General features: G+C 60.1%; 19 protein-coding genes and 1 tRNA gene. 4 read left to right on the top strand and 16 right to left on the bottom strand.

Translation table 11 applies throughout. From position 1 onward, the window contains the following. The 4 genes from IEV82_RS22275 to rpsL all read right to left on the bottom strand — a co-directional run. Nucleotides 1-127: GTP-binding protein (locus IEV82_RS22275; protein ID WP_229747950.1), on the bottom strand; the 127-nt coding region annotated here is incomplete at its 3' end. An 82-nt stretch (nt 128-209) separates the two neighbouring features. Next, nucleotides 210-2,333 carry an elongation factor G gene (gene fusA, locus IEV82_RS22270; RefSeq protein WP_188484293.1) on the bottom strand — a complete coding sequence of 708 codons (2,124 nt, stop codon included), beginning with the start codon at nt 2,331-2,333 and terminating at the stop codon, nt 210-212. Nucleotides 2,334-2,349: 16 nt separating this feature from the next. Then, entirely contained in the window at nt 2,350-2,820 is a 471-nt protein-coding gene (gene rpsG / locus IEV82_RS22265) for a 30S ribosomal protein S7 (RefSeq protein ID WP_188484292.1), read from the bottom strand. Further along, on the bottom strand, nt 2,717-3,148 hold the full coding sequence (gene rpsL / locus IEV82_RS22260) for a 30S ribosomal protein S12 (RefSeq protein WP_373285260.1): 432 nt from the start codon (nt 3,146-3,148) through the stop codon (nt 2,717-2,719). Before rpsL ends, rpsG begins: the two co-directional genes overlap by 104 nt. A gap of 372 nt (nt 3,149-3,520) precedes the next feature. Here rpsL and IEV82_RS22255 point away from each other — a divergent pair, with 372 nt between their 5' ends. Beyond that, nucleotides 3,521-4,360, top strand: a complete 840-nt coding sequence (locus IEV82_RS22255) for a putative rhamnosyl transferase (RefSeq protein WP_188484291.1) — start codon at nt 3,521-3,523, stop codon at nt 4,358-4,360. Here IEV82_RS22255 and IEV82_RS22250 read toward each other — a convergent pair. After that, nucleotides 4,293-5,198, bottom strand: coding sequence for a DMT family transporter (locus IEV82_RS22250; protein ID WP_188484290.1), 906 nt, complete (start codon nt 5,196-5,198; stop codon nt 4,293-4,295). The two genes, IEV82_RS22255 and IEV82_RS22250, sit on opposite strands and share 68 nt — an antisense overlap. Nucleotides 5,199-5,376: 178 nt before the next feature. On the opposite strand from IEV82_RS22250, the gene IEV82_RS22245 reads away from it, so the two are divergent. Further along, nucleotides 5,377-6,714 (top strand): MATE family efflux transporter, encoded by a 1,338-nt coding sequence (locus IEV82_RS22245; RefSeq protein ID WP_229747971.1) that lies wholly within the window; start codon nt 5,377-5,379, stop codon nt 6,712-6,714. Nucleotides 6,715-6,766: 52 nt separating this feature from the next. Here IEV82_RS22245 and IEV82_RS22240 read toward each other — a convergent pair whose 3' ends face one another. From IEV82_RS22240 to secE, 9 genes are all read right to left on the bottom strand, one after another. Next, nucleotides 6,767-7,978, bottom strand: a complete 1,212-nt coding sequence (locus IEV82_RS22240; protein WP_188484289.1) for a PQQ-dependent sugar dehydrogenase — start codon at nt 7,976-7,978, stop codon at nt 6,767-6,769. A 132-nt stretch (nt 7,979-8,110) separates the two neighbouring features. After that, nucleotides 8,111-12,358 (bottom strand): DNA-directed RNA polymerase subunit beta', encoded by a 4,248-nt coding sequence (gene rpoC / locus IEV82_RS22235; RefSeq protein ID WP_188484288.1) that lies wholly within the window; start codon nt 12,356-12,358, stop codon nt 8,111-8,113. Nucleotides 12,359-12,451: 93 nt separating this feature from the next. Next, entirely contained in the window at nt 12,452-16,588 is a 4,137-nt protein-coding gene (rpoB, locus tag IEV82_RS22230) for a DNA-directed RNA polymerase subunit beta (protein WP_188484287.1), read from the bottom strand. A 283-nt stretch (nt 16,589-16,871) separates the two neighbouring features. Then, nucleotides 16,872-17,252 carry a 50S ribosomal protein L7/L12 gene (gene rplL / locus IEV82_RS22225; protein ID WP_188484286.1) on the bottom strand — a complete coding sequence of 127 codons (381 nt, stop codon included), beginning with the start codon at nt 17,250-17,252 and terminating at the stop codon, nt 16,872-16,874. A 68-nt stretch (nt 17,253-17,320) separates the two neighbouring features. Further along, nucleotides 17,321-17,833 carry a 50S ribosomal protein L10 gene (rplJ, locus tag IEV82_RS22220; protein WP_188484285.1) on the bottom strand — a complete coding sequence of 171 codons (513 nt, stop codon included), beginning with the start codon at nt 17,831-17,833 and terminating at the stop codon, nt 17,321-17,323. A gap of 365 nt (nt 17,834-18,198) precedes the next feature. Further along, nucleotides 18,199-18,897 (bottom strand): 50S ribosomal protein L1, encoded by a 699-nt coding sequence (gene rplA, locus IEV82_RS22215; protein WP_188484284.1) that lies wholly within the window; start codon nt 18,895-18,897, stop codon nt 18,199-18,201. 1 nt (nt 18,898) lies between these two features. Continuing rightward, nucleotides 18,899-19,348, bottom strand: a complete 450-nt coding sequence (gene rplK / locus IEV82_RS22210) for a 50S ribosomal protein L11 (protein WP_188484283.1) — start codon at nt 19,346-19,348, stop codon at nt 18,899-18,901. Between the two features lie 130 nt (nt 19,349-19,478). Further along, nucleotides 19,479-20,009 carry a transcription termination/antitermination protein NusG gene (gene nusG, locus IEV82_RS22205; protein ID WP_188484282.1) on the bottom strand — a complete coding sequence of 177 codons (531 nt, stop codon included), beginning with the start codon at nt 20,007-20,009 and terminating at the stop codon, nt 19,479-19,481. Nucleotides 20,010-20,189: 180 nt separating this feature from the next. Then, a complete protein-coding gene (secE, locus tag IEV82_RS22200; RefSeq protein ID WP_085628833.1) occupies nt 20,190-20,387 on the bottom strand; it encodes a preprotein translocase subunit SecE in 198 nt (65 codons plus the stop codon). A gap of 304 nt (nt 20,388-20,691) precedes the next feature. On the opposite strand from secE, the gene IEV82_RS22195 reads away from it, so the two are divergent. After that, complete coding sequence (locus IEV82_RS22195) at nt 20,692-21,276, top strand: hypothetical protein (RefSeq protein WP_188484281.1); 585 nt, start codon at nt 20,692-20,694, stop codon at nt 21,274-21,276. Nucleotides 21,277-21,399: 123 nt separating this feature from the next. On the opposite strand, the gene IEV82_RS22190 is transcribed toward IEV82_RS22195, so the two are convergent. Next, a tRNA-Trp gene (locus IEV82_RS22190) sits at nt 21,400-21,475 on the bottom strand. A gap of 625 nt (nt 21,476-22,100) precedes the next feature. On the opposite strand from IEV82_RS22190, the gene IEV82_RS22185 reads away from it, so the two are divergent. Then, nucleotides 22,101-22,307, top strand: coding sequence for a hypothetical protein (locus IEV82_RS22185; RefSeq protein ID WP_188480412.1), 207 nt, complete (start codon nt 22,101-22,103; stop codon nt 22,305-22,307). A gap of 214 nt (nt 22,308-22,521) precedes the next feature. Here IEV82_RS22185 and IEV82_RS22180 read toward each other — a convergent pair. After that, the coding region (locus IEV82_RS22180; RefSeq protein WP_505716661.1) for an EF-Tu C-terminal domain-related protein at nt 22,522-22,811 on the bottom strand (290 nt) is incomplete at its 5' end.

Genomic DNA, 22,811 nt, shown 5'->3' with positions numbered 1-22,811 from the left:
CATAGGCCCTGAATTCACCGAAATACTTCGTGATCGCCGCCGTCAGCGTCGTCTTGCCGTGGTCAACGTGACCAATCGTGCCAATGTTGCAGTGCGGCTTGCCGCGCTCAAACTTTTCCTTGCCCATTGCAAAGCTCCTTTTTTTCGGGTGCCGGGCTGAAGCCCGACCTACGGTTAGTGGGTAGGCCGGGCTTCAGCCCGGCATCCCGTTATGCGTATTTCGACTGGATCTCGTCAGAGATGTTCTGCGGAACCGGATCGTAATGGTCGAACTGCATCGTGAACTGCGCGCGGCCCGAGGACATGGAGCGCAGCGTGTTGATGTAGCCGAACATGTTGGCGAGCGGCACCATGGCTGCGATCGCAACGGCATTGCCGCGCGGCTCCTGACCGGTGACCTGGCCCCGACGGGATGTAAGGTCACCAATGATGCCGCCGGTATATTCCTCCGGTGTCACCACTTCGACCTTCATGATCGGTTCGAGAAGCTTCGCACCGGCCTTCCGCATGCCTTCGCGCATACACATGCGTGATGCGATTTCGAACGCGAGAACGCTGGAGTCCACGTCGTGGAACTTACCGTCGACCAGAGCAACCTTGAAGTCGATCACAGGGAAGCCCGCCAGCGGACCGGAGTCCATGACCGACTTGATACCCTTTTCGACACCCGGCACGTATTCCTTCGGAACCGAACCACCAACGATGCGGCTCTCGAACGAATATCCTTCGCCCGGCTCTGTCGGCGAAATGATGAGCTTCACTTCGGCGAACTGACCAGAACCACCCGACTGCTTCTTGTGGGTGTAGGCGTGTTCGACTTCGTGACCGATGGTTTCACGATAGGCCACCTGCGGCGCACCGATGTTCGCCTCGACCTTGAACTCGCGCTTCATGCGATCGACAAGAATGTCGAGGTGAAGTTCGCCCATGCCCTTCATGATGGTCTGGCCGGACTCGAAGTCGGTTTCCACGCGGAACGACGGATCTTCGGCAGCAAGACGTGCAAGTGCGACGCCCATCTTTTCTTGGTCGGCTTTGGTCTTCGGTTCGACCGCGATCTCGATCACCGGCTCCGGGAACGTCATCGTTTCGAGAACAACCGCGTCCTGCGGATCACACAGAGTGTCGCCGGTGGTTGTGTTCTTGAGACCGCCAAGCGCGATAATGTCACCTGCCCAGGCTTCGTCGATTTCTTCCCGGTTGATGGCATGCATCATCATCATGCGGCCCACACGCTCTTTTCCGCCTTTTGTAGCGTTGAGCATCGCGTCGCCCTTCTTGAGCTTGCCCGAATAGATCCGGGTAAACGTCAGAGAGCCCACGAACGGGTCGTTCATGATTTTGAACGCAAGACCGGCAAACGGCATGTTGTCGTCAGCGCGGCGCGGTATGTTGCGTGTTTCCGTTTCGTCACCGGGTTTGAAGCCCATGTAATCGACAACGTCCAGCGGGCTGGGCAAATAGTCGATCACGGCGTTCAGCAAGGGCTGCACGCCTTTGTTTTTGAATGCGGAACCTGCCAGAACCGGCACGAACTTCATCGCCAGCGTGCCCTTGCGGATCAGCGAGCGCAGCGTCGGAACATCGGGCTCTTCGCCTTCGAGGTACGCTTCCATCGCGGCGTCGTCCATATCGACGGCATTCTCGATGAGCTTGCCGCGCCATTCCTGCGCCAAATCTTCCATGCTTTCGCGGATCGGACGACGAACCCAGGACGCGCCCAGATCTTCGCCCAGATAAACCCACTCTTCCATGGTCACGAGGTCGATGATGCCTTCGAGTTCTGTCTCGGCGCCAATCGGCAGCTGGATCGGAGCAGGCACAGCGCCCGTCCGGTCAGCGATCATCTCGACGCACTTGTAGAAATCGGCACCGATCTTGTCCATCTTGTTGACGAACACGATACGCGGGACCTTGTACCGGTCGGCCTGGCGCCAAACGGTTTCGGTCTGCGGTTCGACACCTGCGTTCGCATCGAGAAGACAGATCGCGCCGTCGAGAACCGCCAGCGAGCGTTCGACTTCGATGGTGAAGTCAACGTGGCCGGGGGTGTCGATGATGTTCATGCGGAACTTGGTGTCCGACGTGCCATCGACGGTCGGGTCATCCTGACGCTGCCAGAACGTGGTGGTCGCAGCAGACGTAATCGTGATGCCACGTTCCTGTTCCTGCTCCATCCAGTCCATCGTCGCGGCACCATCGTGCACTTCGCCGATGTTGTGCGACTTGCCGGTGTAATAAAGAATACGCTCGGTACAGGTAGTCTTGCCTGCATCGATATGCGCCATGATCCCGAAATTCCGGTAGCGCTGAAGGGGATAATCGCGTGCCATAGTCTTTTGGCTCCTATTACCAGCGGTAGTGGCTGAACGCTTTGTTCGCGTCGGCCATCTTGTGAGTGTCTTCACGCTTCTTCACGGCGGAACCACGGGAGTTCACGGCATCCAGAAGCTCAGCGGCAAGACGCTCTTCCATGGTGTGTTCGTTGCGGGCGCGGCTGGCGTTTATCAACCAGCGGATCGCAAGCGCTTCGCGACGCTCGGGGCGCACTTCGACGGGCACCTGGTAGGTGGCGCCACCAACCCGACGCGAACGCACTTCGACCGACGGCTTGATGTTGTCCAACGCCTCGTGGAAGATTTCCACCGGCGCGCGCTTTACCTTGCCTTCGACGCGCTCGAGCGCGCTGTAGACGATGCGTTCCGCGACCGACTTCTTACCGTCGATCATCAGGTTGTTCATGAACTTTGTCAGAACCCGGTCGCCATACTTGGCATCGGGCAGGATTTCGCGCTTTTCTGCGGCGTGACGACGAGACATCTGTAATTCCCCTTACTTCGGACGCTTCGCGCCATATTTCGAACGGCGCTGTTTCCGGTCCTTGACGCCCTGGGTATCCAGAACACCACGCAAAATGTGATAGCGGACGCCGGGAGCTTTCACCCGGAATGTAGCTGATGACTTCATAACCGTTGGTCAGACGCACCTTGGCGACTTTCCGCATCGCCGAGTTCGGCTTCTTCGGAGTGGTTGTGTAAACGCGTGTGCATACGCCCCGCTTCTGCGGGCACTGCTCAAGGTGCTGCGACTTCGAGCGCTTGATTTTCGGCTGCCGCGGCTTGCGGATCAGCTGTTGGATCGTTGGCATTCCGGTTCTTTCCCCGTGTAGCTCACATATGTGGTGCACGAGGCCATCCCCGTGCGGGTTTCTCATTCAAGTACCGCGCGTCCGCGACACCGATTAAAGTCCCGCCCTTCCTTTCGGAACGACGCAAAAGACCGCATCCGCTTCCCCTTTTCGGAAGCGATGCGGTGGATTTCCAGAGGATCGGGGCATGCGCCCGGATCTTGACCGCTCCAGTTCTGCAAATCGACAAATGGGCATGAACCCTGCCGAATTAGACGCGCGTATATGGAGAGTCGGAAAGCTTGTCAACAGCGCCCCGATGCTTGTGTGCACCGCGTTGCCAAGGCACAGTCTTTCTACACGAGTTGCCGACATAACACAGGGCCAATCGTCATGCAGACCATCGTTTTCTGTCGATTTTCCTACCCCGCGATCGGCGGCTTTCAGGTCGATCACGACACCATCGATGCCCGCCGCGCCTTTCTCTATGCGCCCGAGCGGATGGAGCAAAGGTTCGCCCTTTTCGAACACCTGTGCCTGCCCGGTCTGAGGACGCAGACCGATCCAGACTTCGATCTTGTCGTGCTTATCGGCACCTGCCTGCCCGACCCCTATCTCGCGCGGCTTCAGGCGCTTCTGGCAGGGATGCCGCAAGCCCGCATCATTGCCCGCGATCCAGCTCCGCACCGCCAGATCTGCCAGTCGGTGCTGAACGCGGCGCGCAAGCATGTCAACAAACCCTGCCTGCAGGTGCGTCACGATGATGACGACGCGCTTGCTGTCGATTTCATCGCCCGCCTGCGCAAGGCGGCATCGGATTGCGAGGCGCTGCTCTTGGGCAACAAGCTGGTGGGCTTCGACTGGAACCGGGGCTACACGATCTGCCGCTCGGATCTGCACCCGTTCGAGATCACCGAAACCGTGACACCCTATCTGGGCGTCGCGCAGGCGATGGCGGTCCAGGGCGGCGTGCGGCAAAGCCTGATGAATTTCGCGCACAGCCGCATCAACCGCTTCATGCCCACCGTCACCTTTGCCGACCCGCCGATGTTCCTGCGCGCCCATCACGCCCACAACGATTCCCGCCAGAAAGCCGGGGTAAGTCACCCCGATTTCCACGCGCCGACGGTCGAGCATATCGAAACGCTGAACCGCCGCTTTGCCCTTACGGCTGACGCGGTAGAATCGGCTTTCGCGCCCGCCGCTTCAAACGGGCTTCGCGCACGAGGCTGAACACACCCGTCGCCATGATGATCGCGGCACCGATCAGAGTCAGCACCTCTGGCCATTCGCCGAACACGAGGAAGCCGAGGATCAACGCCCAGACCAGTCCGGTATAGCGGAAAGGCGCCACAAAGCTCACCTCCCCCACGCGCATGACCATGACGCTGCAGACATAAGCCCCGATGATAAAGCTTGTCGCCATCAGCACCAGCAACGTCAGGCGCGGCGTCATCGTCACCCACTCCTGCTCGATCGACCAGAGGCCGGCGAAAAGGGTGACAATCACCGACGAGAACACCGTCACCGTCAGCGATGGCACCGCCTTGGACACCCGCCGCGTGACAAGGTCGCGCACCGTCACCGCCCCCACCGCACAGAGCGCATAGACCGAGGCCGAGGTGAACCCCTCCGTTCCCGGCCGCACGATCAGCAGCATGCCGACAAAGCCGATGATGATCGCCGACCAGCGCCGCCAGCCCACCGGCTCGCGGAACACCAGCGCACCACCCAGCGTGACTGTCAGCGGCAACATCTGCAAAAGCGCCGTCACATTGGCCAGCGGCATCGCCAGAAGCGCGGTCAGAAAGAAATAGGCGGCCGCCGCTTCGGCCAGTCCCCGCGCGACGATCAACACCCAGTCCCATGCGGGCAGACGCAGCTGCAGCCCCTTGAAATACAGCGCCATCGCGATCAGCGCCGTCGAGGCCAGAACGCCGCGGATCACCAGGAGTTGCGAGAGCGGCAGGTCGCCGCCCGTCGCCTTGATCGACGCATCACCAAAGGTGAACGCCGCCATTGCGACACACATCAGAAGCGCGCCGCGCATATTGTCGGAGAGTTGTATCATGCCCATCGGATTAGCAGGCAAGTTGCGCTGCCTCCACGACAAAAGCGACATGGCAAAGGCCTTTGGCTTTCGCCTCCATTCCGTGTATCGCAGGATCGTGGAGACAACCCGCTCCATCGTCCCGCAGACAGGAGCGCCCGTGGCCTTTGCACCGAATGACGATCTGACCACCGGGCCAATGCTCACCCATTACCGAAACCTAGCCATTCCCGCCGCCTTGGGAATGTTGTTTTCGACGCTCTACAACGTTGTCGATGTCTATTTCGCTGGCCAGCTCTCGACCGAGGCGCAGGCTGGGCTGGCCATCGGCTATCAGGCGTTCTTCATCATGATGGCGGTGGGCTTCGGCCTCGGCTCCGCGCTGAGCGCGCTGGTCAGCAATGCCAAGGGCGAAAAGAACACCAAGGCCAGCCGCGGCCTTGCGGCGCAGGGCCTCAGCTTTGGTTTCATTGCGACGGTGCTTTTGATGATCGGGGGCTGGTTCGCTGGCCCGCACCTGATTGCGCTGGTGTCCGAACCGGGGGGCTACCGCGATGCCGCACTTGGCTATTTCCGGCTGTTGATCCTCGCCCTGCCCGGCTTCCTGCTGGCCTTTGGCGGCAATGGCATCCTGCAGGCACATGGCGACACGCGATCGATGCAGCGCGCCATGATGGTCGCGTTTTTTGCCAATATCGGCCTCAACCCGCTGATGATGTTCGGCATTCCGGGCATCTGGGGCGGCATGGGGTTCAACGGCATCGCCGCCGCAACCGTCATGAGCCAGACCGCGGTGATGATCTTCATCCTGTCCCGCGTGTTCAACCTGAACATGATGGACCGCATCAAACGCGCCGAGTTCATTCCCGACGCCGCCTGCTTCAAGGCGATTGTCGAACAAATGCTGCCCGCGACAACAGCGCTTGTCGTGATGTTCGTGTCGGGCTTCGTGGTGCAGTTCGCGCTCAAGAATTTCGGCGAGGACGCCATCGCGGCCTATGGCGTGGCACTCAGGATCGAACAGATCCTGCTCTTGCCGGTTCTCGGCATGACGGGTGCGCTCTTGCCCATCGCGGGCCAGAATTTTGGCGCGCGGGATTATGACAGGGTCCGCGACGCGGTCTTTTTCTGCTGGAAACTGGGGTTTGTCCTGTCGGTGATCGCGATGCCGCTCTTGTGGTTCGGCGGGTCATGGGCGATGCGCCCCTTCACCTCGGACCCGGACGTGATCGCGATTGGCGCAAGCTACCTGCTGGTCGACGGGTTCCTGTTTCCCATCTACATGATGCTCTTTTCGATCAATTCGCTTTTGCAGGCGATGAAGCGCCCGATCTACACACTCTGGATCAGCGTCTACAGGCAGGGATTTGGCGTTGCGTTCTTCATCTGGGTGTTCATCACGCTGCTGAACTTCGATGTCTGGGGCGTCTGGCTGGGCATCGCCACCGCCGTGTCCACCGGATGGATCATGGCCTTGATCGTCGCCATCCGCGTATCGCAATCCACCATGGGCGGGTTGCGGACCAGCGCGGCATAGAAAAACGGGGTGCCCCTTTCAGGACACCCCGCGCATTCAGCCATCGGCAATGTTACTGGTTCACCGTCACGTGGATCAGCTTGCCGTCTGCATAATCCGTGGCAAACACCAGGCTGCCATCGCTCAGTTCCTCGATATCGCGCACCCGACCGTATTCGGTGAACAGGCGCTCTTCAGCCTCTACGTAGTCGCCGTCCCATTCGAGGCGGACAAAACCCTTGGCAACAAGCCCGGCAATCAGGCTGTCGCCCTGCCAATCGGACATCATGTCCCCACTGTAGAAGATCATGTCACCCGGCGCGATCACCGGATCCCAGTAATAGGCCGGTTCCGCCATGCCTTCCTGACGTGGCTCGCCGCTGCCGATCGGACCGCCATCATAGCGCACACCGTAGGCCACGACGGGCCAGCCATAGTTTATGCCAGCAACCGAAATGTTGATTTCATCGCCCCCGGCCGGACCATGTTCGACAACGAAGAACTGGTCTCCGCGCATCGCGGCACCTTGCACGTTGCGGTGACCATAGGACCAGATGCTGTCGACCACGTTCTCCTGGCCGACAAACGGATTGTCTTGCGGAATGGAGCCATCAAGGTTCACCCGGACGACCTTGCCATAGGTGTTGTCCAGAAGCTGCGCCTTCTGACGTTCTTCATCCGTGAAATGCTCACCCGTTGTGATGAAAGCGTGGCCGTTGCCGTCAAAGACGATCCGGCTCCCATAGTGCATTGCAGCAGGCGACGGGGGCGTCTGTTCGAAGATCTCTTCCACATCCGTCAGCGCGGTCATGTCCTCTGACAACTTGCCCCGCGCAGCGGCCGTGACGGACATGCCGTCGCCCTTGCCCTTGGCGTAGGTCATGTAGACCCAGCGGTCGGACTCGAAGTCCGGCCCGATCTTGACGTCCAGAAGGCCCGCCTGCGTGCTGTCGCCAGCGGCTTGATTGAAGATCTCGGGCAATCCGGAAATCGGTTCCGACACCTCACCCTCGAGCGTGACATGGACAAGCCGTCCGGGACGTTCCGTCACCAACAAGCCCGCCCCGTCAGGCAGCGCCTCGATGGCCCAGGGGTGTTCCAGCCCGGCGACGATCTCGCGGTCCTCGAACTCCAGGTCGGTCACCTCAAGCGGCGCACGTGTCTGGTTCTCGAAAGCGGGTTCGAAATCTGCGTTCTTTTCACCCCACTCGTGCGTCTCCTGCGCGGTCACGGGCGCCGAAAGTCCGGCCAAAAGGGCGGTTGTCGCTGTCATCAAACGGATCATGAAATTCTCCTTTTCGTTGCTGGGTCATCAACGTGCGTTGGCGATTTCCGTTCCGCGGTGGCAGACAGCCGCGCAAACAAAAACCCCCGCGACAGGCGCGGGGGTTTTTTATCGTTTGGTCGAAAGCTGCGTTTATTCGCGGCTTTCCGGTGTATCGACGATGAGGCTGTCGAACTCGTCGCCACCCACCACGTCATCCGACGGCTTCGGAGCGGCCAGTGCGGCAGCCGCCTCGGCCTCTTCGCGGCGCGCTTCGATCACGACATTGTCGCGATCCTGCGCCACGCGACGCATCTTCTGGGTTGCCCCACCGGTGCCCGCCGGGATCAGACGCCCCACGATGACGTTTTCCTTCAGGCCGACCAGCTTGTCGACCTTGCCCTGCACCGAGGCCTCGGTCAGCACGCGGGTGGTTTCCTGGAACGACGCCGCCGAGATGAAGCTGCGGGTTTGCAGCGACGCCTTGGTGATGCCCAGCAGGATCGGTTCGCCCTGAGCAGCCCGACCGCCCTTGCGCTCGGCCTTTTCGTTGGCAAGGTCGAATTCCGCCTTGTCCACGTGTTCACCTTTCAGAAGCGTGGTGTCGCCAGAATCCTGGATTTCCCACTTCTGAAGCATCTGGCGCACGATCACTTCGACATGCTTGTCGTTGATCTTTACACCCTGCAGGCGATAGACGTCCTGCACTTCGTCGATCATGTAGTTCGCCAGCGCTTCGACACCCATGATGGCCAGGATGTCATGCGGCGCGGGGTTGCCGTCCATGATGTATTCACCCTTCTGGATGAAGTCGTTTTCCTGCACAGGGATGTGCTTGCCCTTGGGGACCATGTATTCCACGGGCTCCATGGTGTCATCCGCCGGTTCGATGGTGATGCGACGCTTGTTCTTGTAGTCCTTGCCAAAGCGCACATAGCCGTCGATTTCCGCGATGATGGCGTGATCCTTGGGGCGACGTGCCTCGAAGAGTTCAGCCACACGCGGCAGACCACCGGTGATGTCCTTGGTCTTGGCGCCTTCGCGCGGAATACGTGCAACCACGTCCCCGGCCTTGACGTCCTGACCGTCTTCGACGGACAGAATGGCGTCCACCGACATCGGGTAGGTGATCGGGTTGCCCAAATCGTTGCGCAGCGGCTCTCCATCTTCACCCATCAGGATGATTTCAGGCTTGAGCTCGTTGCCCTTGGGCGCGGCCCGCCAGTCGATGACGATCTTCTGGGTCATGCCCGTCGCATCGTCGGTCTCGTCACGCACGGCCACGCCTGCAACCAGGTCGACATGCTTGGCGATACCGTCCTTCTCGGCGATGATCGGCAGGGTGTAGGGATCCCACTCGAACAGCTTGTCGCCGCGCTTGACCATGTCGCCTTCCTTGACGAACACCTTGGTGCCGTAGCCGAGCTTGTGGCTGGCCCGTTCGACACCGTGCTCGTCCACGATACGCAGCTTCATGTTCCGGCCCATGACCAGCGTGTCGCCCACCGAGTTCTCCAGCGTGGAGGCGTTGTCGAACACGACCTTGCCTTCCTGGCTGGCTTCCTGGAACGACTGCTGTCCACCCTGGGCAACGCCGCCGATGTGGAACGTCCGCATCGTCAGCTGTGTGCCCGGCTCGCCGATCGACTGCGCCGCGATGATGCCCACCGCTTCGCCGATATTGACCAGCGTACCGCGTGCAAGGTCACGACCGTAGCACATTGCGCAGACGCCCTCTTCGGCCTCGCAGGTCAGCGGCGAGCGGATGCGCATCGTGGCAACGCCCGACTCTTCGATCATGTCGGACATCCGTTCGTCGATCAGTTGACCGGCGCGCACCAGCACCTCGTCCGTGCCCGGCTTGAGGATGTCATCCGCGTTCACACGACCGAGAATACGCTCGGCCAGCGACGCCACGACTTCACCATCGTTGACCGCCGCCTGCGCGGTGATCGCACGATCGGTGCCGCAATCATGCAGACGCACGATGCAGTCCTGTGCCACGTCCACCAGACGACGGGTCAGGTAACCCGAGTTCGCCGTCTTCAGAGCGGTGTCCGACAGACCCTTCCGGGCGCCGTGGGTCGAGTTGAAGTACTCAAGAACGGTCAGACCTTCCTTGAAGTTCGAGATGATCGGCGTCTCGATGATGTCGCCATTCGGCTTCGCCATCAGGCCACGCATCCCGCCCAGCTGCTTCATTTGCGTGACCGAGCCACGGGCACCGGAGTGCGCCATCATGTAGACCGAGTTCGGCTCCATCGTCGCGCCGTTCTCGTCGACTTTCTCGGCCGAGATGGTCGCCATCATTGCGTCGGTGACCTTGTCGTTACACTTCGACCAGGCATCGACGACCTTGTTGTACTTTTCACCCTGGGTGATCAGGCCGTCCATGTACTGCTGTTCGAAATCCTTGACCTGATCGCGGGTCTCTTCCACGATCGGCCACTTGGTTTCCGGGATCACCATGTCGTCCTTGCCGAACGAGATGCCCGCCTTGAACGCTTCCTTGAAGCCCATGGTCATGATCTGATCACAGAAGATGACCGACTCTTTCTGGCCGCAATAGCGGTAGACGGTGTCGATGACCTTCTGCACGTCCTTCTTGCGCAGCAGCGTGTTGACCAGATCGAACGGCGCTTTCGCGTTGAGCGGCAGCAGGGCACCCAGACGCACGCGGCCCGGTGTGGACTCGTAGCGCTTGACGATCTCGTTGCCTTCGTCGTCGATCTGCTTGACCCGGCATTCGATATTGGCGTGCAGATGCACTTCACCAGCGTTCAGCGCGTGCTCGACTTCCTCGATGGACGCGAACTTCATGCCTTCGCCCTTCATGCCCTTTCGGGCAATCGAGGTGTAGTAAAGGCCGAGGATCATGTCCTGCGACGGAACGATGATCGGTGCGCCGTTGGCGGGCGACAGAACGTTGTTCGTCGACATCATCAGCACGCGCGCTTCAAGCTGGGCTTCCAGCGACAGCGGCACGTGAACCGCCATCTGGTCACCGTCGAAGTCGGCGTTGAAGGCCGAACACACAAGCGGGTGCAGCTGGATTGCCTTGCCTTCGATCAGGACAGGCTCGAACGCCTGGATGCCCAGACGGTGCAGCGTCGGCGCACGGTTCAGAAGTACCGGGTGTTCGCGGATCACTTCGTCAAGGATATCCCAAACCTCGGGACGTTCCTTTTCCACCAGCTTCTTCGCTTGCTTGACGGTGCTCGAAAGCCCCTTCGCCTCAAGCCGCGAGTAGATGAACGGCTTGAACAGCTCGAGAGCCATCTTCTTGGGCAAGCCGCACTGGTGCAGTTTGAGTTCCGGACCGGTCACGATGACCGAACGACCCGAGAAGTCGACGCGCTTGCCCAGAAGGTTCTGGCGGAAGCGGCCCTGCTTGCCCTTGAGCATGTCCGACAGCGACTTGAGCGGACGCTTGTTGGCACCGGTGATGACCCGGCCACGACGGCCGTTGTCGAACAGGGCGTCAACGGATTCCTGCAACATCCGCTTTTCGTTGCGCACAATGATGTCCGGCGCACGCAGTTCGATCAGGCGCTTCAGACGGTTGTTCCGGTTGATCACGCGGCGATAGAGATCGTTGAGGTCAGAGGTCGCGAAACGGCCGCCATCCAGCGGCACCAGCGGACGCAGTTCCGGCGGAATGACCGGGATCACGGTCAGAACCATCCATTCCGGGCGGTTGCCGGATTCGAGGAAGGATTCAACCACCTTGAGGCGCTTGATGATCTTCTTCGGCTTGAGTTCGCCGGTCGCTTCCTTGAGGTCCGCGCGCAGCTGATCAGCCTCGGCTTCGAGGTCGATATTGGCCAGCATCTCGCGGATCGCTTCGGCACCGATATTGGCGGTGAACGCGTCCATGCCATAGGCATCCTGCGCGTCCATGAACTCTTCTTCGGTCATCAACTGACCGTAGGAGAGGTCCGTCAGACCGGGCTCAATCACGACATAGTTTTCGAAATAGAGAATGCGTTCCAGATCGCGCAGCGTCATGTCCAGCATCAGGCCGATGCGCGACGGCAGCGACTTGAGGAACCAGATATGGGCGCAGGGCGCGGCCAGTTCGATATGGCCCATCCGCTCGCGGCGGACCTTTTGCAGCGTGACTTCCACACCGCATTTTTCGCAGACAACGCCGCGATACTTCATGCGCTTGTACTTGCCGCACAGGCATTCGTAATCCTTGATCGGGCCAAAGATACGCGCGCAGAACAGGCCGTCACGCTCGGGCTTGAACGTCCGGTAATTGATGGTTTCGGGCTTCTTGATCTCACCGAAGGACCACGACAGGATCCGCTCTGGTGATGCGAGCGAGACCTTGATCTCGTCGAACACCTTGGGCGGGGCGACGGGGTTGAACGGGTTGTTTGTGAGTTCCTGGTTCATTTTCAAATCCTTGAAAGGGAAGTTTCGGAGTTGGCCGGACAAACGCCCGGCCTACAGAGTTTGCGTAGGGCGGGCTTCAGCCCGCCATTCGGCTCACTCATCCTCCTCCGCATCCAGGAGTTCCATATTCAGGCCAAGGCCACGGACTTCCTTCACGAGAACGTTGAAGCTCTCGGGGATACCCGCCTCGAAATTGTCCTCGCCCTTGACGATCGACTCGTAGACCTTGGTCCGGCCAGCCACGTCGTCCGACTTGACGGTGAGCATTTCCTGCAGGGTGTAGGCGGCGCCGTACGCTTCGAGCGCCCAGACCTCCATCTCCCCGAAGCGCTGACCACCGAACTGCGCCTTACCGCCCAGCGGCTGCTGGGTCACAAGGCTGTACGGCCCTGTCGAACGCGCGTGGATTTTGTCGTCCACAAGGTGGTGCAGCTTGAGCAGGTACTTCACACCCACGGTCACGGACCGCGAGAACTGCTCTCCCGAACGACCGTCAAACAGGATCGACTGACCCGACGTGTCGAAACCGGCACGGATCAGGGAGTCGTTCACGTCGGCTTCCTTGGCACCGTCGAACACCGGCGTCGCAATCGGCACACCGTTGGTGACATTGCCAGCCGCCGTGATCAGCGCCGCCTCGTCCATGTCCTTGATGCCTTCTTCGTAGACATCGTCGCCATAGGCGATGCGCATGGCTTCACGCACAGGGGTCAGATCGCCGGAGCGACGGTAATCCTGCAACGCTTCGTCGATCTTGATGCCCAGACCGCGAGCGGCCCAGCCCATGTGGGTTTCAAGAATCTGACCGACGTTCATACGCGACGGCACGCCCAGCGGGTTCAGACAGAAATCGACAGGAGTGCCATCTGCGAGGAACGGCATGTCCTCCATCGGGACCACTTTAGAAATCACACCCTTGTTGCCGTGACGACCGGCCATCTTGTCGCCCGGCTGCAGCTTGCGCTTCACCGCGACGAACACCTTGACCATCTTCATCACGCCCGGGGGCAGATCGTCGCCGCGACGGACCTTTTCGACCTTGTCCTCGAAACGGGCATCGAGGGCACGCTTCTGCGCCTCGTACTGCTCGTTCAGGGCTTCCATGATCTTGGCGTCATCCTCGTCTTCGAGGGCCAGCTGCCACCACTGACCGCGGGTCAGGCTGTCCAGCAGCTCATCGGTGATCTGGCTGTTCGCCTTTACGCCTTTCGGGCCTTTGACAGCCATCTTGCCAAGGATCAGGTCTTTCAGACGCGCGTAGATGTTGCGGTCCAGAATGGCCAGCTCGTCGTCCCGGTCACGGGCCAGACGTTCGACCTCTTCGCGTTCGATCTGCAACGCACGTTCGTCCTTTTCGACGCCGTGACGGTTGAAGACGCGCACTTCGACAACGGTGCCGAAATCGCCCGGCTTGACCCGCAGCGAGGTGTCGCGCACGTCCGATGCCTTCTCACCAAAGATGGCGCGGAGGAGTTTCTCTTCCGGCGTCATCGGGCTTTCGCCCTTCGGTGTGATCTTGCCGACCAAGATATCACCCGGCTCCACATCCGCGCCGATGTAGACGATGCCCGCCTCGTCGAGGTTGCGCAGCGCTTCTTCACCGACGTTCGGAATGTCGCGCGTGATCTCTTCCGGCCCAAGCTTGGTGTCACGGGCAGCGACTTCGAATTCCTCGATATGGATCGAGGTGAACACGTCGTCCCGCGCGATCCGCTCGGAAATCAGGATCGAGTCTTCGTAGTTGTAGCCGTTCCACGGCATGAACGCGACGACCACGTTCTTGCCCAGAGCCAGTTCGCCCAGATCGGTCGACGGGCCATCGGCGATGACTTCGCCCTTGCCCACCGTGTCGCCCACATTCACCAGCGGTCGCTGGTTGATACAGGTGTTCTGGTTCGAGCGCTGGAACTTGCGCAGACGGTAGATGTCCACGCCCGCGTCGCCCAGCTCGAGGTCCTCGGTCGCACGCACAACGATACGGGTCGCATCGACCTGGTCGATGATCCCGGCACGCTTTGCCATGATGGCCGCGCCCGAGTCGCGCGCAACCACACCTTCGATCCCGGTGCCGACCAGCGGCGCCTCGGAACGCAGGGTCGGAACCGCCTGACGCTGCATGTTCGAACCCATAAGGGCGCGGTTGGCGTCGTCGTTTTCAAGGAACGGGATGAGCGAGGCCGCAACCGACACAAGCTGCTTCGGCGACACGTCGATCAGATCGACGCTTTCATTCGGCGCAAGCGTGTATTCACCCGACTGGCGGGTGTTAACGAACTCGTTCACGAACTTGCCGTTCTCGTCCAGCGTCGCGTTGGCCTGTGCCACGGTGTGACGCTGTTCCTCGGTCGCGGACATGTACTGGACTTCGTCCGTCACATAACCGTTCTTGACGCGGCGATAGGGTGTTTCGATGAAACCGTACTTGTTCACGCGGGCAAAGGTGGCCAGCGAGTTGATCAGACCGATGTTCGGGCCTTCCGGCGTCTCGATCGGGCACATGCGACCATAGTGGGTCGCGTGCACGTCGCGCACTTCGAAGCCGGCGCGTTCGCGGGTCAGACCGCCCGGTCCAAGCGCCGACAGACGACGCTTGTGCGTCACTTCCGACAGCGGGTTGGTCTGGTCCATGAACTGCGACAACTGCGAAGAGCCGAAGAATTCGCGCACTGCGGCAGCCGCCGGCTTGGCGTTGATCAGGTCCTGCGGCATCACCGTGTCGATCTCGACCGATGACATGCGTTCCTTGATCGCGCGCTCCATGCGGAGCAGGCCGACGCGGTACTGGTTTTCCATCAATTCGCCGACCGACCGCACCCGGCGGTTGCCGAGGTGATCGATGTCATCGATGTCGCCCTTGCCGTCACGCAGTTCAACCAGGGCCTTGACGCAGGCCACGATATCATCGCGATCCAGCGTGCGCTGGCTGTCCGGCTTTTCGAGCGCAAGGCGCATGTTCATCTTGACCCGACCAACGGCGGACAGGTCGTAGCGTTCGCCATCAAAGAACAGCGTGTCGAACAGCGCAGACGCCGCTTCAACGGTGGGCGGCTCACCCGGACGCATGACGCGGTAGATGTCCATGAGCGCGGTTTCGCGGTTCATGTTCTTGTCGGCGGCCATCGTGTTGCGCATGTACGCGCCCACGTTGATGTTGTCGATGTCGAGCACCGGGATCTCTGTGACGCCCGCGTCGATCAGCTCCTTGAGGCTGCCGCCGCTCACCGCACCGTCCTTGTCGACGGTCCAGGTCAGTTCATCCCCGGCTTCGACATAGATCGCGCCGGTCTGTTCGTTGATGATGTCCTTGGCCACAAACTTGCCGACGATCTGCTCGAACGGCAGCAACAGCTTGGTGATCTTGCCCTCGTCGATGATCTGCTTGACGGCACGGGGGGTGATCTTCTTGCTGGCTTCGGCAAAGACTTCGCCGGTGTCCGCATCCACGAGGTCATACGTCGGACGGGTGCCGCGAACGCGCTCCGGGAAGAACTTGGTTTCCCAGCCTTCACCCTTGCGCAGCGTGTAGGTCACGGTGTTGTAATACGCATCCATGATGTCTTCCTGGTCAAGACCAAGAGAATACAGAAGCGTCGTGACAGGCAGCTTGCGGCGACGGTCGATGCGCGCGAACACGAGGTCCTTGGCGTCGAATTCGAAATCGAGCCACGAGCCGCGATAGGGAATGATGCGGCAGGCGAAAAGCAGCTTGCCCGAGCTGTGCGTCTTGCCCTTGTCGTGGTCAAAGAACACACCCGGCGAGCGGTGCATCTGGGACACGATCACGCGCTCGGTACCGTTCACGACGAACGTCCCGTTCGGTGTCATCAAGGGCATGTCGCCCATGAACACGTCCTGTTCCTTGATGTCCTTGACCGACTTTGCGCCGGTGTCTTCGTCCATGTCGAACACGATCAGACGCAGCTTGACCTTCAGCGGTGCCGCATAGGTCATGTCGCGTTGCTGGCATTCCTCGACATCGTATTTCGGTTTTTCCAGCTCGTAGCTGACGAATTCCAGCACGCTGGTTTCGTTGAAATCCTTGATCGGGAAAACCGACTGGAAGACACCCTTGATGCCTTCGCCGTCAAGCGGCTGCGGTTGATCGCCGGATTTCAGGAACAGGTCGTAGGAGGATTTCTGAACCTCGATGAGGTTCGGCATCTCCAGAACCTCGCGGATTTTTCCGTAGTATTTACGAAGACGTTTTTGGCCAAGATAGCTTTGCGCCATGGTCGGTATCACCTTTTCATTCTCAGCTGAGCGTCACGCCGTCGGGCCCCGGCGGTCTGCCCAATAGAGACGACACGAACCCGATCAATTCCCGGCGCGCGTCCCACCGCACACCTCCCGATCCTTGGGTCCTGTCCAAGAAAAGCCCCGTTTGAACAAGGGGCCTCTCTAAGACAGGCTTGGCCGGGCATGGAAATCCCCATACCCAGCCTCGCATGAACTGCTTGCCGGCCCCTGCCGGGCCCCCTCTTGCGAAGAGGGCCCGACAGGGACCGAAAAGCGATTACTTGAGCTCGACTTCGGCGCCAGCTGCTTCCAGCTTTGCCTTGATCTCTTCGGCTTCGGACTTGGAAACCTGCTCTTTCACGGCCTTGCCACCTGCTTCGACCAGGTCCTTGGCTTCTTTGAGGCCCAGACCGGTGATGCCGCGGACTTCCTTGATCACGTTGATCTTGGAAGCCCCTGCCGACTTCAGGATGACGTCGAATTCGGTCTGCTCTTCAACCGCTGCTGCGCCTGCGTCGCCTGCCGGTCCAGCCATCATCACTGCGCCGCCAGCTGCGGGCTCGATGCCGTACTCGTCCTTGAGGATTGTTTTCAGTTCTTGTGCTTCGAGAAGCGTCAGACCAACGATCTCTTCTGCCAGTTTTTTCAGATCAGCCATTGTGACTTTCCTATCTAAATGTGTTCCAACGTCGAGGTTTCAACCCCACGAAGATGTTCTCAGAAGCCTTACGCCGCTCTCTCTTCGATGGTCGAGAGAATGGAGGCGATGTTCGATGCAGGTGCGCCAATCGCGCCGGCGATGTTGGAGGCGGGTGCCGCAATGCAACCGACGATCGAAGCAATAAGCTCCTCGCGCGACGGCATCTTGGACACGGCTTCCACGCCGGCCCGGTCAAGTGCGTTCTCGCCCATGGCCCCGCCAAGGATTTCGAACTTCTTGTTCTCCTTGGCAAAGTCCTCGACCACTTTGGCGGCTGCCACAGGGTCTTCGGAATAGGTGAGAACCGTCATGCCTGTCAGGTAGTCAGCGATGCTTGCGCAGGGCTTTCCTTCGAGGGCAATCTTGGCCAGACGGTTCTTGGCGACACGTACGGAACTGCCAGCAGCGCGCGCACGCGCCCGCAGATCCTGCATCTCGGCAACTGTGAGACCTTCGTAGTGGGCTACCACAACGACGCCAGAGCTTTCGAAGATCTGGCCGAGTTCGTCGACCACTTTCTCTTTTTGGGCTCTATCCACAGGTGTACTCCAGTTTGGGGGGCGGGCCCCCCGGCTCAGTAAAACCGGATCGCTCCGGCGGTTTTGGTCCGCAGTCTGCGGTCCCAAACCCGCCCAGCGCTCAACGGGTGAGCCTTGGCATGTCGGTCTGTTCCCGCCTCGGGCAGGATTTATTGCGGCACATGCCCCAACCCACCGTCTCGGACGTAATACAAAAGAGCGCGGGACGAATCGCGCGCTCTTGTGCATAGCGGTGGTTATTACGTCCCATCGTGATTGCCAACCCCCCGGGACAATGAAATTACAAGCCTCAAGCGGTTCCTTGCTTCCTGCACGAAAAAACGGCGCCCCGAGGGACGCCGTCTTGATTTGCGTGCAGATCAGCCTCAGCGGCTGGCAGCATCTTCCACAGACACCGTCACACCCGGGCCCATGGTCGAAGACAGCGCGATCTTCTTCATGTAGGTGCCTTTGGCGCCTGTCGGCTTGGCCTTGGCAACTGCGTCGACGAACGCCTTGATGTTCTCGATCAGGTGGGCGTCGTCAAACGAGACCTTGCCGATCCCGGCGTGTACGACACCAGCTTTTTCCGCCTTGAACTGAACCTGTCCGCCCTTGGCATCTTCGACAGCCTGCTTGACGTCCATGGTCACCGTGCCGACCTTGGGGTTCGGCATCAGGTTGCGTGGGCCAAGCACCTTGCCCAGACGACCGACGATCGGCATCATGTCGGGTGTCGCGATGCAACGGTCGAAATCGATCTTGCCGCCCTGGATGCTTTCCATCAGGTCTTCGGCACCAACGATGTCGGCCCCTGCCGCCTTGGCTTCGTCAGCCTTGGGACCACGGGCAAAGACCGCGACGCGGACGGTCTTGCCGGTGCCGTTCGGCAGCCCGACAACACCACGAACCATCTGGTCGGCGTGACGCGGGTCAACGCCCAGGTTCATCGCGATTTCCAGCGTTTCGTCGAACTTCGCGTTGGCATTGCTCTTGATCAGGGCAACGGCCTCGGACAAGGACAGTTCGTCCTTGCCAGCAAAGGCTTCACGGGCGGAGCGGGTGCGTTTTCCAAGTTTCGCCATCTTACTTCACCTCGATGCCCATGGACTTTGCGGAGCCCAGGATAATCTGCATTGCACCCTCAATGTCATTCGAATTGAGGTCTCTCATCTTGGCTTCAGCGATCTCGCGAACCTGTGCCACGGTCACCGTTCCAATGGTTTCGCGACCGGGATTCTCGGCACCGCGGGGACGGTTGCGCTTGCCAACCGGCTTCAGGCCAGCGGCCTTCTTGAGATAATAAGACGCGGGTGGCGTCTTGATATTCATCGTGAAGGACTTGTCCTGGTAATAGCTGATCTCGGTCGGGCACGGCGCGCCCTCTTCCATGTCCTGCGTCTTGGCGTTGAACGCCTTGCAGAATTCCATGATGTTGATACCGCGCTGACCCAGAGCCGGACCAACGGGCGGGCTTGGGGTGGCTTTGCCTGCAGGGATCTGCAGCTTCATCTTGCCAATAAGTTTCTTGGCCATCTGGCCTCTCCTATTCCAACGATCTCGGGGCGCGCCCCTTGATCACTCGTGTTGTGTGGTCCGGTCCGCGACACGCGTGCCGCTCGCCTCCCACGCTCGTTCGGCGGGATACCCGCCTGCACTCAGATCACTATTGCTTCGTGACCTGCGTGAATTCCAGTTCGACCGGGGTTTCCCGGCCAAAGATCACAACCGACACCTTCAGGCGCTGGGTGCCCTCGTCCACTTCCTCGATCATGCCATCGAAATCCTCGAACGGACCTTCGTTGACCTTGACCTTCTCGCCAATCTCGAAATGGATCAGCGTGCGCGGCGCGTCCTCGCCCTCGGCAACGCGGCCGAGGATCGCCTGAACTTCGGCATCGCGCATCGGCATCGGGCGGCCCTGCGGCCCAAGGAACCCGGTCACCCGGTTGATCGAGTTGATCAGATGGTAGCCCTGATCGGACATTTCCATCCGCACCAGCACGTAACCGGGCATGAATCGACGCTCCGCGGTGACTTTCTTGCCACGACGGATTTCAATCACTTCCTCGGTCGGGACCATCACTTCCTCGATCTGGTCCTGCAGCCCCTGTTCCTCGACCGCCTGAAGGATCTGCTCTGCGATTTTCTTCTCGAAATTCGACAGAACACTGACCGAGTACCACCGCTTCGCCATCTGGTCGCAAACCTTCTTGTCCGTGCGGCTAAGACGCCGTCTGTTTTCTTCTGCGGGCCCTGTCGCCACGACCGCTCCGGAATAAAAAAGCGGCGTGCAACTCGAATCGATGCACGCCTCATTCCGTCTCTGGCGGTCAGTTACCGCCTTAGCCTGCCCTTTTCAAGAGCAGACCCGCCTTCAACCGAAGAGGTTCAGCAAGCCCTGCAGCCCGCTGCGGATCAGGATATCCACCAGAGCAAAAAATACAGCCGTCAGCGCAGCCATGATGAAGACCATCACCGTGGTCAGAAGCACTTCACGCCGCGTCGGCCAGACGATCTTCGACACCTCAGCGCGGACCTGCTGAATGAACTGAAGTGGATTGGTCGTTGCCATGGATCGGGTCTCGCTTTGCATTGCTCTGAACCGCACTTAACGAAGACGCGGCCCGAATTCAAGCAAGCCTGAACCGAATGCTGTCACTCACCGCGGCGAACAGCATGCAGCACACAAACATGAACGCGCTATGTCGCGGCGACCAAAGTGGTTCCCGAACCTTGTTTCACAAATATGTGTACGCTTTCCCAACGACTTGCAGGAACGATCAGCCGCCCAGCCTGTTTCATCCCTGAGCCGACGGAATGATAGACCGTCCGCAAGGTCGTATGAAAACGACGCACTGAACAGAAAGGAATTCGTCATGAATCGCTTGATGATTGCAACAGCTCTCGTAGCATCCCTTGGAACCGCAGGCTTTGCTGCAACCGATGCACAGAAAGAGCAGATCGAGAACTTCGATCCCAACCTCGACACGTCCAGCTTTTCGGACACCGATTATACCATCGCCTATGGGATCGTGACGTCGGGTATGTCGCGAGGCGAAAAAGCCGCCAAACTGCGCGCGCTGGAGACCGAAGACAATATCGACATGGGCATGGCGATGATCAGCGAGGCCGAGATGGAGCGCCTGCAAGAGTATGCTCCTGATGTCGATTTTGGCACGATCACACAAAGTCAGGCCGAACTCGCGCTGGCGGTATCCTACAGTGGCGCAGCTCGGTCGATCGCCGCCGAACGCGTGCAGCAAATTCTTGAGACCGTTGAAATGGACCCCGAAACGCTCGTGCTCGTGGACCAGGGTCGCGAAGCGATGATCCAGAGCTACGTGCCCGAAGCCAATGTGGGATTGCTCACCGAAGACGAGCGTGATCTTGCCGTGAGCTACATCCACAGCAGCATGTCCCGCGGCGAGAAGATCCAGCGGATTGAAGCGCTGCTCGACTAAGCGCCACAAATCTCAGCAAGAGGGCCGTCCCGACAGGGGCGGCCTTTTTCGTTGCACGGGATTGATACAGGCCGCGCATACACGCGCCCACGCATGATGTTCGAAGTCGGACGTGATGGAAAATGGCAGGGGCAGCAGGGTTCGAACCCGCGACCTACGGTTTTGGAGACCGTCGCTCTACCAGCTGAGCTATACCCCTAAGGCCGACATGACGCGTATTCCAAGGATCGACCGAAATCAAGGGCCAGAAGGCACGGAGTCCGACAAAAATCCACATGAGACTGCCAACAGGGCGGCGCCGCTTCCTCTCCAATACCACCGCCACCCTCGGGATCGACCCGAGGACCTCGGGACACGTCAGATCACCGGGCCACACCCGGGGATGACGATGACCCGTGCGCGCGATCATGGCCCGCCTACTGGCCATCTTCCTTGCCATTTCTGCATCCACACGACCAAACGACGCGCCCCGGCGTCACAAAACACCGACACATGCCTCACGCCACGGGTCGCGGCTGCTCTCGCTCCGGTGTTTGCATTGAAACAATGGGCTTTTTTCGGGCCGTCACATTTTGTTGACACGTCGCAGGACACAGGAGATCTCGCCATTCCGTCACGCGACGGTGTCAAATCCTTCCAGCCGCGACCGCCCAAAACCCCATGAAATCCGGGCTCGCACCGCGCCTCTGCAGCATCGCGCAGGGGGGTGATCGCCCACCCCTCGCGTCAAGTCCACATTTGCGAGAGCGCCCGTGCACGAGCCNAGCAGATCACCGAAACCGCGCCACGGCGCAGCAACCCAACCCAGAAAAAGGACCAAAAACATGAAAACCCTCATCGCAACAACCGCACTTGTCCTTACAGCCTTCTCCGCCTCCGCCATGATCGACACTTCCGCGATCGAGCAATACGCGCCGAACGCCGATGTCGCGGCCCTGACCGACGCCGAAGTCAACACCATCCTGTCCGTCATCCACTCGAGCGACAGCGAAGGCGAAAAGCGCGCACTCGTCCAGGCCCTCGTCAAGTGAGCATGGACAGGCCCCAATGGGCCAAACACCAAATCCCGCGACGCGGCCTCTGAACAGGCCCCGTCGCGGAAGATGGAAAAGGCCGCCCCATCCGGGCGGCCTTCAATGTCTCGGCGGTTTTGGGGATATCTGCAAACCCTGCCCTCGAACGGTCAGGACAAAACAAAAGGGCCACCGCAACGGGTGGCCCTTTGTCATTCGCAATCTCGTCTGCTTACGAGACGATCTTGGACACGACGCCCGAACCGACTGTGCGGCCGCCTTCACGGATCGCGAAGCGCAGGCCGTCTTCCATGGCGATCGGGGCGATCAGCTCGACCTCGAACTTCAGGTTGTCGCCCGGCATGACCATCTCGGTGCCCTCGGGCAGCGTCACGGTGCCGGTCACGTCCGTCGTCCGGAAGTAGAACTGCGGGCGGTAGTTCGCGAAGAACGGCGTGTGACGGCCGCCCTCTTCCTTGGTCAGGATGTAGACCTCGGCTTCGAACTTGGTGTGCGGGTTCA

This window comes from Marivita lacus, assembly GCF_014637725.1.
Lineage (GTDB): Bacteria > Pseudomonadota > Alphaproteobacteria > Rhodobacterales > Rhodobacteraceae > Marivita > Marivita lacus.
The sequence above is the reverse complement of the archived record's forward strand: the minus strand, read 5'-3'. Positions and strand labels throughout refer to the sequence as shown.

Bases quoted from the DNA above. Each gene is read 5' to 3' on its own strand.
- IEV82_RS22240 (WP_188484289.1), bottom strand. From the start codon at position 7,978: ATGATCCGTTTGATGACAGCGACAACCGCCCTTTTGGCCGGACTTTCG.
- IEV82_RS22250 (WP_188484290.1), bottom strand. From the start codon at position 5,198: ATGATACAACTCTCCGACAATATGCGCGGCGCGCTTCTGATGTGTGTC.
- secE (WP_085628833.1), bottom strand. From the start codon at position 20,387: ATGGCAACGACCAATCCACTTCAGTTCATTCAGCAGGTCCGCGCTGAG.
- rplA (WP_188484284.1), bottom strand. From the start codon at position 18,897: ATGGCGAAACTTGGAAAACGCACCCGCTCCGCCCGTGAAGCCTTTGCT.
- rplK (WP_188484283.1), bottom strand. From the start codon at position 19,348: ATGGCCAAGAAACTTATTGGCAAGATGAAGCTGCAGATCCCTGCAGGC.
- IEV82_RS22255 (WP_188484291.1), top strand. From the start codon at position 3,521: ATGCAGACCATCGTTTTCTGTCGATTTTCCTACCCCGCGATCGGCGGC.
- IEV82_RS22195 (WP_188484281.1), top strand. From the start codon at position 20,692: ATGAATCGCTTGATGATTGCAACAGCTCTCGTAGCATCCCTTGGAACC.
- rpsL (WP_373285260.1), bottom strand. From the start codon at position 3,148: ATGCCAACGATCCAACAGCTGATCCGCAAGCCGCGGCAGCCGAAAATC.
- IEV82_RS22185 (WP_188480412.1), top strand. From the start codon at position 22,101: ATGAAAACCCTCATCGCAACAACCGCACTTGTCCTTACAGCCTTCTCC.
- fusA (WP_188484293.1), bottom strand. From the start codon at position 2,333: ATGGCACGCGATTATCCCCTTCAGCGCTACCGGAATTTCGGGATCATG.
- rpoC (WP_188484288.1), bottom strand. From the start codon at position 12,358: ATGAACCAGGAACTCACAAACAACCCGTTCAACCCCGTCGCCCCGCCC.
- nusG (WP_188484282.1), bottom strand. From the start codon at position 20,009: ATGGCGAAGCGGTGGTACTCGGTCAGTGTTCTGTCGAATTTCGAGAAG.
- rpoB (WP_188484287.1), bottom strand. From the start codon at position 16,588: ATGGCGCAAAGCTATCTTGGCCAAAAACGTCTTCGTAAATACTACGGA.
- rplL (WP_188484286.1), bottom strand. From the start codon at position 17,252: ATGGCTGATCTGAAAAAACTGGCAGAAGAGATCGTTGGTCTGACGCTT.
- IEV82_RS22245 (WP_229747971.1), top strand. From the start codon at position 5,377: ATGCTCACCCATTACCGAAACCTAGCCATTCCCGCCGCCTTGGGAATG.
- rpsG (WP_188484292.1), bottom strand. From the start codon at position 2,820: ATGTCTCGTCGTCACGCCGCAGAAAAGCGCGAAATCCTGCCCGATGCC.